The following is an 11,311-nucleotide window of genomic DNA, read 5'->3' as shown; positions in this document are numbered from 1 at the left end:
GCCAGAACAAGCTGCATATGGTCGACCGAAAACTCCATCAGCCGCGAATTTCCGTTCGACCCGCCGCGCTCGTATGTCACCCAGTAGGGGCGCAGGTAGCCCTCTTCGAACACATGGATTCGAAGGCCGTTTTCTCGTGCGATTTCAATTGCCTGTGCGTGGATGTTACGCACGTCGCCATACAGCGCGATATCGGTGATTCCGTGGTCGTCCAGAAGGGTGTGGAAACGGTCCGGCCAGGCCTCCTGCGGGTCGGTGAAGGGGATGTAGCTGGCATCGTCGAACCAGAAGGCCTCGTCCCCGCGGTTGAAACCGACGCGCCAGACTTCTGCGTCGGCCGCGCGCAGCATCTTGGCAAGCCGCCAGAAGAACGGCCCATGCGGCCCCTGCAGAAACAGGAACCTTCGGTTCTGGCCAGAAATCTGCTGCATTCCGATTGTCTCAAACTCCGCCGAATTCTTTCCGTTGGCGCGCCCTCGTTTTGCGCATAAATCTGCCGTTTGTCACGCCAAACGTGGGGAATACAGGCGCAGATGGCCATTTTGCAGCCATCCGTTGCCGGTTTGAGTCCTGTCCGGAGGCAAGTCTGGCGCGGAAGTGGTTAAGGAAGGGTTGCGTGTGGCGCCGGGCAGGGGCATTTTCGGCCAGAAATCTGCCCGACCTGTGAAGGAGAGACCATGTTCACCGGGATCATTACCGACGTGGGCCGCATTGCGGCGCTGGAAAAGGCGGGCGACCTGCGCGCGCGTATTGAAACCGCCTATGACGTGGCGGGGATCGACCTGGGGGCATCGATCGCTTCGGACGGGGTGTGCCTGACCGTCGTGACCCTGGGTGACGGCTGGTACGAGGTTGATATCTCGGCAGAAACCGTATCAAAGACCAACCTGGGCGACTGGGAGGTCGGCCACGCCGTGAACCTGGAGCGGGCGCTGAAAGTGGGCGACGAACTGGGCGGGCATATCGTGTCGGGCCATGTGGACGGCGTGGCCGAGATTGTCGAGATGCATGTGGAAGGCGACTCGACCCGCGTGACTTTCAAGGTGCCTGCGGAGCTGGCGAAGTTCATCGCTCCGAAGGGTTCGGTTGCGTTGAATGGCACGTCGCTGACGGTGAATGAGGTCGAGGGTGATACATTCGGCGTGAACCTGATTTCGCACACAAAGGACGTGACCAACTGGGGCGCGGCCAAGGTCGGCGACCGTATCAATCTGGAAATCGATACGCTGGCCCGCTACGTTGCGCGGCTGGCGGAGTACTCCTGAGGTTCAAGCGGAGTATTCTTCTTTATTTTAACGGCTTGTCGTCTGAAGTTGATGTTGTCGCCGGAGGGGCTTCCCGCCCGGTGAACGCCGGCGGCGGGATGTGATCGGACTTGGGACCGTATAATCTCCGCGGATCCGGCAGCACGCTCTTGTCACATTCCTGAAATTGCATATGATCGGGGCAACCGGATGAGGAGACCCCGATGAGCCTGCTGAAACCCACCCGCCGCGACCTCTTGCGCCTGGCGGCGGCCGCCCCTGCCTTTGCCATGCCCGCCGCCGCCCGCGCCGCGATCCTGACGCCTCCGGATGGCGGCAATGCCAGCCAGTTCCGGTTCACCCTGGGCGAGGCGCAGGTGACGATCGTATCTGACGGCTATTTCTCTGTTCCCATGTCGGGGCAGGCGATCAATGCCAGCGAAGCGGACCGGCTCTCCTTCCTGGCCGAGCATTATCTGGACCCGGAAGCGGGCTATAGCCATACCAATCACCTCTATGTTGAACTGGGAGAGGCCAGGGTGCTGGTCGATGTCGGCTCGGGCAGTCGCTGGATCGACACCGCAGGGCAGTTGACGGGCAACCTGGAGGCGGCCGGGATCGACCCGGCGGGCATTACCCATGTCGTCATCACCCACGCCCATCCGGACCATATCTGGGGCATTCGCGACGATTTCGATGAACCGATCTTCCCGGACGCCGAATATATCATCGGCACGCATGAATATGACTGGTGGATGCAGGACGGGCTGGTCGATCGTGTGGACCCGACCAGACAGCAATTCGTGGTGGGGGCGGTGAATTCCCTGCAAACCGACGGGCTGGAATGGACCCTGGCACAGGATGGGCACGTGGTCGCGCCGGGGCTACGCCTGGTCGCAACGCCGGGCCACACGCCGGGGCACATGTCGCTGGTGGTGGAAAGCGGCGGGCAGCAGTTGATGGCGCTGGGGGACGCGATGTCGAACCCCCTGATGAACTTCGCCAAGCCGGACTGGTTCAACAGCTTTGACCATGACGGCGAACGCACGGCGGCGACACGGCGCAAGCTTTTGGACATGGCCGCCGCGGACCGGATCGCGGTTCTGGGCTATCACTTCCCGTTCCCGGGGGTGGGGCATGTGAAACCGCGTGGAGACGTGTTCGAGTTCATTCCCGCGATCTGGCAGTTCTGAGCGTTTCCCGATGGAGGGCGCGTTCCGCGCCCGCTTGATCTCACGCGGGGCGTGGTGGCCCCCGCTCGGGCGCGTTACACCCTTTTGACCGTGCGTTTCTGCACGTCAGCCTGTCGTTTTGGGCACTGGTATCGCGGGCGCGCCTGCGGTATCTGACTGTCTGCACCACCGCGTCACCACCCACGGGGCCAAAAGGGACATATCATGGCTGACAGCACCACTTACGAAACGCCGGGTCCGGTCGAGGCCGGCCTTTCCGACGCCATCGCCTCGGCCGAGGAGATCATCGAGGAGGCCCGTCAGGGCCGCATGTACATCCTGGTCGATCACGAGGATCGCGAGAACGAGGGCGACCTGGTCATCCCCGCCGATGCCGCGACGCCCGAGGTGATCAACTTCCTGGCCACCCATGGGCGCGGGTTGATCTGCCTGCCGCTGACCGCCGACCGTGTGGCCGAGCTGGGCCTGCCGATGATGGCAATGCACAACTCCTCGCGCCACGAGACCGCCTTTACCGTGTCCATCGAGGCGCGCGAGGGCGTGTCGACCGGCATCTCGGCCGCCGACCGCGCCCTGACCGTGGCCACCGCCATTGGCGACAACACCGGCCCGGCCGAGATAGCCACCCCCGGCCATGTCTTCCCGCTGCGCGCGCGCAACGGCGGTGTGCTGGTGCGCGCCGGTCATACCGAGGCCGCCGTCGACATCTCGCGCCTGGCGGGCCGTCATCCCTCCGGCGTGATCTGCGAGATCATGAAGGAAGACGGCACCATGGCCCGACTGCCCGACCTGGTGGCGTTCGCCCGGCAACATGACATGAAGATCGGCACCATTTCCGACCTGATCGCCTACCGCCGCCGTCACGACAACCTGGTGCGCGAAACCTCGCGCGAGACGGTGACGTCGGAGTTCGGCGGCAAGTGGGAGATGCGCCTGTTCACCGACCAGATCCACGGCATCGAGCACGTGGTCATGATCAAGGGCGACATCACCACGCCAGAGCCGGTGCTGGTGCGCACCCATGCGCTGACCGCCGCTTCGGACCTGCTGGGCCTGGGCCCGAAACCGGCGGGCGAACTGTCGCACGCGATGGAATTGATCGCCAGGGAAGGCCGCGGTGTCGTCTGCCTGTTCCGCGAGCCGCGCAAGACCCTTCATGATGACGAGGAAGAAGGCCCCCGCACCATCCGCCATACCGGTCTGGGCGCGCAGATCCTGTCCTCAATGGGGCTGCATGACATGGTGCTGCTGACCGACAGCCCGGACACGCAATATGTCGGCCTGGACGCCTATGGGCTGAACATCACGGGCACCCGCCCGATCTACGGAGAATGATCCATGGCCACCGCTGAACAGCATTACATCCTGGACCGTCCGCGCTTTGACAAGCCGGTCAGGATCCTGATCGTCGTCGCGCCCTACTACAAGGACATTGCCGACAACATGGTTGCCGGGGCAAAGGCGGAAATCGAAGCCGTCGGCGGCAGCTGGGACATCGTCGAAGTGCCCGGCGCGCTGGAGGTGCCGACCGCGATTGCCATGGCCGACCGCCTGTCGAATTTCGACGGTTATGTCGCCCTGGGCTGTGTCATCCGGGGTGAAACCACCCATTACGACACGGTCTGCAACGACAGCTCCCGCGCGATCCAGCTGATGGGGCTCAATGGGCTCTGCATCGGCAATGGCATCCTGACCGTCGAGAACCGCCCCCAGGCCGAGGTCCGTGCAGATCCCGCCGATCAGAACAAAGGCGGCGGCGCGGCCGCTGCGGCCTTGCATCTGGTCGCGCTTTCGCGCAAATGGGCCGGCGCCAGCAAGGGGGTCGGGTTCAAGACGATCTCCGATCAGATCAAGCTGGCGGGCGAAATGAAGGATACCCCCAGCGCATGACCCTGTCCGGCAACCAGAAACGTCAGATGAAATCGGCCGCGCGGCTTTTCGCCGTGCAGGCGCTCTATCAGATGGAGCAGACCGGCCAGACCGTGGACCGGGTTCGGGTGGAGTTCGAAGATCACCGCTTTGGCGAGGAATTCGATACCCACACCATGGCCGAAGGCGACACGCCGCTGTTTCGCAAGCTGATCGAGGATGCGGTGAATCACCAGGCGGCCATCGACCAGGCGACCGACCGGGCGCTGGTGGCAAAATGGCCGATTGCCCGCATCGACCCGACCCTGCGCGCGCTGTTCCGCGCGGCGGGTGCCGAGCTGATGCAATCCGCGACCCCACCCAAGGTGGTGATCGTCGAATTCGTCGATGTGGCCAAGGCTTTCTTCCCGGAAGGGGACGAGGCCAAGTTCGCCAATGCGGTGCTGGACCACATGGCGCGCGAGGTCAGGCCCGAGGCGTTCTGAGCCGGCAGACAGCTTATCGAAAAGGCCCGGTCAATCGCCGGGCCTTCGTCGTTTCTTGCCTAAAAACAGGGCTTTACTTGAAAATGAACTCGTAGACCCGACCCTGACCGCGTTCGCGCACCATGCGCATGGTTTTGTCATCGACTTTCTGAACCACCATGCAATCCTCCGGTATCTCGTTGCCGCCCATGTCCAGCACGCGGCAATAGAACCCGTCGCGCCATTCCCAGCTGCCGGTGAACCTGCCGGGGCCGTAGACCTCGCCGGTGACGGACCCGTCTCCATGGATCACCTGATCGCCGATGCCGAAGCCCATCGGGCGGTCGACGGCGAAGCCGCGGAAGGCATCCTCGTCCGTGATGACCGCCGGTTCGGCCAGCGCCGGGGTGGCGACGAGGGCAATCAGGGCGGTGAGCTGGGGCAGGGTCATGTGGGGCTCCTGGCGTTTGGCATGTGAGTCGCGCACATCATGCGCGGGGCAGGCGCGCGCTTCCACGACATAGGTCAAGTCGGCCTGCCGGAACGGTTGTGACATGCCGCCCCTTTCCTTCCCTCGTTTATGCGCTAGGCTGAATGGAGTGATTCCAGGGAGCCATCCATGCCCAATTCGCAAGTGCCCAAACTCGTGCGCCTTTATATCCGTCAGGTCCTGATCGGTTTCGTCCTGTCAGGCGTGTTCGTGGCGCTTCTGCTCTGGGCCAATGTGGGCAACCTGTGGCACCTGATTTCGACCTCGGACATGGGGATTGTCGCGGGGGTCATGCTGTTCATGTTCAACGGTATCATCTTCTCGGGCGTTCAGTTCGCGATCTCGATCATGCGGATGGAGGAAAAGGACGATACGACGACAGGCGGCACACGTGTGCCGGTGGCGACCGACATTCCGGTGCGGGTCGAAGTCACGCCAAACAGCCGCCCGCGTCAGGGTCACGTGAACCGGGGCCACATGCACCGCCGCTGATCCCGCCCCGTTGATTTCGCCCCGCCCCAACGAAAAACGCCCCGCCGGATCGGTGGGGCGTTTTCGCGTTCCGCAGCAGATACCTGCCGCAGAGGATAAAGTGGCGGAACCGCGCGCAGCCGTCGAGGTCTGAATTCCCGAGGACCTGTAAATACAGGTGGGCGCCGGGTAACGTGGCCACGGCCATGACAGAGCCAGCTCCCTCGGAATTGCTTAAGGCCACCGGAATTTTACCTCATGGTGACGAGAAGGGCAGAACCGCCAGAGCCGTAAATAGGGGGTTGTGGGCGTGGCCGCAAGGGGGACGGTTCGACGAGGCCTCCCTGTCGACCGGGAAGGCTCCGACCGCGAAAGTCATCCGGCGTTTCAGACAGTCCACCGGATCCCTCTCGGGGTTCCCCAAGGGGCGCTTGACTTTTTGTTCATGACTTGTTCTTGTTTTGCCATGTCCGATCTCACACCCGATCCCAGGCCCGATCCCCGGCCCGACCCAAGACCCGGTCCCAATCTGCAACCCGGCCAGTTGCTGGCCCGTGGCGTTGCGCGGCACCTGCCGGCGCACGGCTTCGTCTCGATCGAGGAATTCGTGCCCACGCGGGGATTGCGGGTCGATGTGATGGGGCTGGGGCCGAAGGGCGAGATCTGGGTGATCGAATGCAAATCCTCGCGCGCGGATTTCGCGTCGGATACCAAGTGGCAGGGCTACCTGGACTGGTGTGACCGCTATTTCTGGGCGGTGGATGCGGGATTCCCGACCGAGCTGCTGCCGGATGGCACCGGTCTGATCATTGCCGACCAATATGATGCCGAGATCATCCGCATGGGGCAGGAGGACAAGCTTGCCCCGGCGCGGCGCCGTGTGCTGATCCAGAAATTCGCCCAGCACGCGGCGCGGCGCCTGCAGGGCTACCGCGATCCCGGTGTCGCGGCGCTGAGCGGGCCGATGGGCTAGACGACGTGCGCGCGGCCTCTGCCTTGCGTGACGCGTAAGTTACTTCCTGCCCTTGGCCATCAGCGCCTCGGCCTGCTGGGCGGCGGCGCGGATTTCCTCGGCGATTTCCATCGCCTCTTCCGGGTCGAAATCCATTGGCAGCTCGACCCCGTTACCGGCCACATAGATGCGCACCATGCCCTGGTCGGTCGGTCCGATCTGCAGATCCGCGGCGATTTCGCTTTGCGAGTTGATGCCCATGATGGCCTCCTTCTGGCGTATGGGCAGGGCTTACGCGCGGGGTGAGGTTTTTTCAACCCCACCCCTTGCAAACCCCGTGCGGGCCGGGTACATCCCCCGAGCGTGCCGACATAGCTCAGTAGGTTAGAGCGCTTGATTGTGGATCAAGAGGTCCCCCGTTCGAGCCGGGGTGTCGGTACCATCTCCCTGAAAACATGTTTGGCGACCCACAGAACGGGGGAATTGCCGCCGGGTTTCGACGACCCAGCGCGCCGCGGGACTACCAGCTGACGGTGAACTGGCAACCTGACGCCGTCGCCAGGATGTCGCGGCTGTCGCTGACCCAACCGTCTACCACCCCATCGACCGCTTCCTTTGCGACCCCCACGCCGATGGCCGCAATGCAGCCGGTCAGTTGGCTGCCGGTCTGCCGGGCCACGTATTGCTGGGTCAGCGATCCGGCCGCCATGTGAAGCTCCGAGTCATAGTTGCCGTAGAAGCACCCTGACAGGGCCGTGGTCAGAATGCAGGTTTGCGCTATTGCTCGCATGGCTCGCTCCTGTGAAATGGGTCTGCGACAGGCAAAGCGGTACCGTTCGCGGGACGTACCGCGGGCCGGGCCTCCTAGACCGGAAAATTGCTGTGATGGTGCCGGTGAACCTGCCACCCTCTGGCCGCCGACGTCCCTAACAAGTTATGAAGGGAATCCCTTTGATTTTCGAGGTTTTTCCTAACAAAGGGTTAATGGACAACGGGTGTCCGGCCCGGGGCCTCAAGCGGCTGGCCCGGATCGGGACAAGGCAGGGAATGGGGGAAGGCACGGTCGATACCGCTACTGGAATACAGGTCAGATGGCGCCTTCTGATCGTATCCCGATGCCCGGCGCGCCAGTATCGGTTCCCGACCCCAGGCGGTCGGATCAAGGACGGGCGATCGTCACCTCCTGGATCAGCGCGCCGGTTTCGGTGTCGAAGACCAGAATGCGACTGTCCTCGCTGACGATGGCATACCAGCCCGGCCCTTGGGTAATGGCGATGGGGGAGGTGCCCTCGGGCAGGGCAACCCGGGCGGGCAGTGCGAGGGGCGGGTTTTGTTGAACCCGCATGACAATCACCGAAATCAGCACTATGAGACCCACAATGGTCGTCACGGTCAGCGTGGTGACAAGGATCTTCAGGAACCGAACCGTGCCATCCAGACCGGGCGGCGGCGTGCCGGGATCCTCAATCGGAGTATTGTCCATGTCCGTAGAGCCCTCTGCCGTGGTTCAGATCGTGATCGGGGAAAACCCGCCCAAGCGTCTTGATAAGGCGATTGCGCGCAATGTGCCAGAGGCAGCGGCCCTGTCGCGCTCGCGCCTGGCCAAGCTGATTGCCGAGGGGGCAGTCTCGCGGGGCGGTGAAGTGATGGATGACCCGCGCGGCCGCGTGGCCGAGGGCGACGTGCTGGAAGTTGCGGTCCCGGCCGCCGAAGAAAGCCACATCGGGCCCGAGGACATTCCGCTGGAGATCCTGTTCGAGGACGACGACCTGATCGTGGTGAACAAGCCTGCGGGCATGGTGGTTCATCCCGCGCCCGGCTCGCCGGGGGGTACGCTGGTCAATGCCCTCCTGCACCATTTCGGTGGCAACCTCTCAGGCGTCGGCGGTGTTGCGCGGCCCGGCATTGTGCATCGCATCGACAAGGACACCTCGGGCTTGCTTGTGGTGGCCAAGACCGATGCGGCCCATCAGGGGCTGGCCGCGCAATTCGCGAAACACACGGTCGAACGCCATTACCACGCGGTGGTGCACGGGGTACCAGACCACGCCGATCCGCGCCTGGCAGGGGTGAAGGGTGTGAGTTTCGAGCCCGGCAATATCCTCAAGATCACCACCCAGTTGGCACGTCACAAGACCGACCGGCAGCGCCAGGCGGTGCTGTTCACCGGCGGGCGCCACGCGGTGACACGCGCGCGGGTGGTAGAGCGCTTCGGCCAGCCCACACAGGCCACCTTGGTCGAATGCTGGCTGGAAACCGGCCGCACCCACCAGATTCGCGTGCACATGGCCCATGCGGGGCACGGGCTGATCGGCGATCAGACCTATGGCGGTCGGCGCAGGATGAATGCAAAGGCCGTGGGTGAAATGGCGGTCGAGGCCGCGCGCGCCTTCCCGCGTCAGGCGCTGCATGCCGCCACCCTTGGGTTCGTCCACCCGGTCACGGGCGAGGCCCTGCGCTTTGCCGCCCCTATGCCAGAGGATATGGCCGGGCTGGTTGAAACCTTGCGCACAACGGCGTGAGGTCAGGCTTTCCACCCTTTCGGCAGGGCGTACAAAGGTTCATATTATGAAAGACTTTTGGCGCTAACACCCTTGAAACGGGAGCGTGGCGTCATATCTGGATGTTAAGCCTCGAAACATTCGAGCGCATGACAGTGAGACTTTGGAGAGTTCATGGGCAATTACAAGAACTTGCCGGCCCCGACACCCGAAGGCGGTCTGAACCGCTATCTTCAGGACATTCGGAAGTTTCCGATGCTGGAGCCGGAACAGGAATACATGCTGGCCAAACGCTGGGTCGACCATCAGGACCGAGATGCGGCGCACCAGATGGTAAACTCGCACCTGCGCCTCGCGGCCAAGATCGCGATGGGCTATCGCGGCTACGGTCTGCCCCAGGCCGAGGTGATTTCCGAGGCCAACGTGGGCCTGATGCAGGCGGTGAAACGGTTTGACCCCGAAAAGGGTTTCCGGCTCGCGACCTATGCCATGTGGTGGATCCGCGCCTCGATCCAGGAGTATATCCTGCGGTCGTGGTCGCTGGTGAAACTGGGCACGACCTCGGCCCAGAAGAAGCTGTTTTTCAACCTGCGCAAGGCCAAGGCGCGGATCGGTGCGCTGGAGGATGGCGACCTGCGTCCCGAGAACGTCAAACGCATTGCCAACGATCTCAACGTGACCGAGGACGAGGTGATCTCGATGAACCGCCGCATGTCGGGCGGGGACGCGTCGTTGAATGCGACCGTCTCGGCAGACGGCGAGGGCGCGATGCAGTGGCAGGACTGGCTGGAGGATGAAGACGCCGACCAGGCCGGGGATTATGCCGAAAAGAACGAGCTGGATGTGCGCCGCGAGATGCTAGCCCAGTCGATGGACGTGCTGAACGAACGCGAGGCCGACATCCTGACCCGGCGCCGTCTGGAGGACAAACCTGTCACGTTGGAGGACCTGTCCGAGGTCTATGGCGTCAGCCGCGAACGCATTCGCCAGATCGAGGTGCGCGCCTTCGAGAAACTGCAAAAACGCATGCAGGAACTGGCCGCCGAACGGGGGCTTCTGGAAAACGCCTGACCCTCGCGCAGTTGGACCGCAGATGGATCCCGGACCCGCCCGAAACCGGATTTCGGGCGGGTTTGCTGTCTTTCGGAAAGGGCGGATGCACCTCTTTCGGTTGGCACATGCGCGTGGCGGTCCTTCCATGCAGCCTCCGGGGTTGAAGTTGAGGCTGAACTGGGGGCTGAACTGGTGATGCTCGACCGGATTCCTTGCCGGGGAAGGCTCAAGGCTTGACGTCGCCGTGGTCCCCGGGCTTTGCTGAGGGCCCACACGGAGGACCCCATGGCAGGTGGATGGAGCCGCGACGGCGCGGTCGGCGAACAGATTGAGGCCTCGATCAACGAGGAACTGGAGCGCATGCGTGCCAGGGCCCGGCCCGTGGGTGAAAGCCTGACCCACTGCGCCGAATGCGAAGAACCCATCCCCGAGGCGCGACGCCAGGCCTTGCCGGGGGTCAAGCTCTGCATCGACTGCGTGCGGGAAAGGGATGCTGGTTTCAAGTCACGCCCGGGGTTCAACCGGCGGGGGTCGAAGGACAGCCAGTTGAAGTGAGCTGCCGAACGGCGGCTTTTCCGCCGATATCCATAGTCCTGCAGGCAGTACGGAAGTCGGCTACTTTCCAACAGCAAACAAGTTTCAACACGCCGACGGTTCTGACCTTGGCCTGCGGTGGCTTCACTTAGCCAGTGAGCCCCCGAAGACAAAGTATCAAGCGGTTTCTAGGCCAAACAGACCATCGGCCTTTGGGATGTCGAACTGGCTCATCAGCAGCACGTCGTTCGATGCCGCCAGGTTGCGGGCGCTCGCGGTGAAACCTGCGTTGCTGAGAGCTGCCGCTTGAAAGCTTTATGAGGGATCGGCTTGATACAATGCGTGGATTTTGAACCTGTTGACGAATGCGGTCATCTGGACTTCTGAAGCTAAAGGCAACTTTGTCCAAGGTTTGTGGCTGCTGTCAGCGTGAGCTGCAGCGGCGACAAATCTAACAAGGAGGAAAGCGCGGGAGGATTTTGGTGCTATGGGGATAGTGGCTCAAGGCTTGGTTGGCCGATGCCCTGACGCTCGAAGCTG

At 63.1% G+C, this 11,311-nt stretch carries 14 protein-coding genes, 1 tRNA gene and 1 pseudogene; 11 read left to right on the top strand and 5 right to left on the bottom strand.

Annotated features, from left to right (window positions below):
* Nucleotides 1-431: pseudogene (locus Q1V43_RS08575) on the bottom strand (capsule biosynthesis protein CapA); the annotation flags it as partial.
* A 246-nt stretch (nucleotides 432-677) separates the two neighbouring features.
* Here Q1V43_RS08575 and Q1V43_RS08570 point away from each other — a divergent pair.
* The 5 genes from Q1V43_RS08570 to nusB all read left to right on the top strand — a co-directional run bounded on the left by Q1V43_RS08570 (nucleotide 678) and on the right by nusB (nucleotide 4,791).
* Nucleotides 678-1,265 carry a riboflavin synthase gene (locus Q1V43_RS08570; protein ID WP_300516537.1) on the top strand — a complete coding sequence of 196 codons (588 nt, stop codon included), beginning with the start codon at nucleotides 678-680 and terminating at the stop codon, nucleotides 1,263-1,265.
* 203 nt (nucleotides 1,266-1,468) lie between these two features.
* Entirely contained in the window at nucleotides 1,469-2,437 is a 969-nt protein-coding gene (locus Q1V43_RS08565; RefSeq protein ID WP_300516535.1) for an MBL fold metallo-hydrolase, read from the top strand.
* Nucleotides 2,438-2,641: 204 nt separating this feature from the next.
* Nucleotides 2,642-3,772, top strand: coding sequence for a 3,4-dihydroxy-2-butanone-4-phosphate synthase (gene ribB, locus Q1V43_RS08560; RefSeq protein WP_300516533.1), 1,131 nt, complete (start codon nucleotides 2,642-2,644; stop codon nucleotides 3,770-3,772).
* Between the two features lie 3 nt (nucleotides 3,773-3,775).
* Nucleotides 3,776-4,327: a 6,7-dimethyl-8-ribityllumazine synthase gene (locus Q1V43_RS08555; RefSeq protein ID WP_300516531.1), complete on the top strand. Its 552-nt coding sequence runs from the start codon at nucleotides 3,776-3,778 to the stop codon at nucleotides 4,325-4,327.
* Nucleotides 4,324-4,791: a transcription antitermination factor NusB gene (gene nusB / locus Q1V43_RS08550; RefSeq protein WP_300516529.1), complete on the top strand. Its 468-nt coding sequence runs from the start codon at nucleotides 4,324-4,326 to the stop codon at nucleotides 4,789-4,791. The genes Q1V43_RS08555 and nusB overlap by 4 nt, the downstream gene beginning before the upstream one ends.
* A 73-nt stretch (nucleotides 4,792-4,864) precedes the next feature.
* Here nusB and Q1V43_RS08545 read toward each other — a convergent pair whose 3' ends face one another.
* Complete coding sequence (locus tag Q1V43_RS08545; protein ID WP_300516527.1) at nucleotides 4,865-5,326, bottom strand: hypothetical protein; 462 nt, start codon at nucleotides 5,324-5,326, stop codon at nucleotides 4,865-4,867.
* Between the two features lie 78 nt (nucleotides 5,327-5,404).
* On the opposite strand from Q1V43_RS08545, the gene Q1V43_RS08540 reads away from it, so the two are divergent.
* Together Q1V43_RS08540 and Q1V43_RS08535 are read left to right on the top strand one after the other, a co-directional pair.
* Nucleotides 5,405-5,752, top strand: a complete 348-nt coding sequence (locus Q1V43_RS08540) for a hypothetical protein (protein WP_300516540.1) — start codon at nucleotides 5,405-5,407, stop codon at nucleotides 5,750-5,752.
* A gap of 445 nt (nucleotides 5,753-6,197) precedes the next feature.
* Nucleotides 6,198-6,704 (top strand): MmcB family DNA repair protein, encoded by a 507-nt coding sequence (locus Q1V43_RS08535; RefSeq protein ID WP_300516525.1) that lies wholly within the window; start codon nucleotides 6,198-6,200, stop codon nucleotides 6,702-6,704.
* 39 nt (nucleotides 6,705-6,743) lie between these two features.
* Here Q1V43_RS08535 and Q1V43_RS08530 read toward each other — a convergent pair whose 3' ends face one another.
* Nucleotides 6,744-6,944, bottom strand: coding sequence for a DUF6324 family protein (locus Q1V43_RS08530; protein WP_300516523.1), 201 nt, complete (start codon nucleotides 6,942-6,944; stop codon nucleotides 6,744-6,746).
* 104 nt (nucleotides 6,945-7,048) lie between these two features.
* On the opposite strand from Q1V43_RS08530, the gene Q1V43_RS08525 reads away from it, so the two are divergent.
* Nucleotides 7,049-7,125 (top strand) — tRNA-His (locus Q1V43_RS08525).
* Nucleotides 7,126-7,203: 78 nt separating this feature from the next.
* Here the strand turns inward: Q1V43_RS08525 and Q1V43_RS08520 are convergent.
* Together Q1V43_RS08520 and Q1V43_RS08515 are read right to left on the bottom strand one after the other, a co-directional pair.
* Entirely contained in the window at nucleotides 7,204-7,473 is a 270-nt protein-coding gene (locus Q1V43_RS08520; protein ID WP_300516521.1) for a hypothetical protein, read from the bottom strand.
* Between the two features lie 369 nt (nucleotides 7,474-7,842).
* On the bottom strand, nucleotides 7,843-8,166 hold the full coding sequence (locus Q1V43_RS08515) for a DUF6476 family protein (RefSeq protein ID WP_300516518.1): 324 nt from the start codon (nucleotides 8,164-8,166) through the stop codon (nucleotides 7,843-7,845).
* Between Q1V43_RS08515 and Q1V43_RS08510 the strand changes: the two genes are divergently transcribed.
* The 3 genes from Q1V43_RS08510 to Q1V43_RS08500 all read left to right on the top strand — a co-directional run bounded on the left by Q1V43_RS08510 (nucleotide 8,165) and on the right by Q1V43_RS08500 (nucleotide 10,792).
* Complete coding sequence (locus tag Q1V43_RS08510; RefSeq protein WP_300516515.1) at nucleotides 8,165-9,205, top strand: RluA family pseudouridine synthase; 1,041 nt, start codon at nucleotides 8,165-8,167, stop codon at nucleotides 9,203-9,205. The two genes, Q1V43_RS08515 and Q1V43_RS08510, sit on opposite strands and share 2 nt — an antisense overlap.
* Nucleotides 9,206-9,358: 153 nt before the next feature.
* Nucleotides 9,359-10,255 (top strand): RNA polymerase sigma factor RpoH, encoded by an 897-nt coding sequence (rpoH, locus tag Q1V43_RS08505; RefSeq protein WP_300516512.1) that lies wholly within the window; start codon nucleotides 9,359-9,361, stop codon nucleotides 10,253-10,255.
* Nucleotides 10,256-10,522: 267 nt separating this feature from the next.
* Nucleotides 10,523-10,792, top strand: coding sequence for a DksA/TraR family C4-type zinc finger protein (locus Q1V43_RS08500; RefSeq protein ID WP_300516509.1), 270 nt, complete (start codon nucleotides 10,523-10,525; stop codon nucleotides 10,790-10,792).
* The last annotated feature ends 519 nt before the right edge of the window (nucleotides 10,793-11,311 follow it).

Source organism: Aliiroseovarius sp. (assembly GCF_030148435.1).
Taxonomy (GTDB): Bacteria; Pseudomonadota; Alphaproteobacteria; order Rhodobacterales; family Rhodobacteraceae; genus JASBTN01.
Note: the sequence above shows the minus strand (reverse complement) of the source record. Positions and strands in the feature narration are given on the sequence as shown.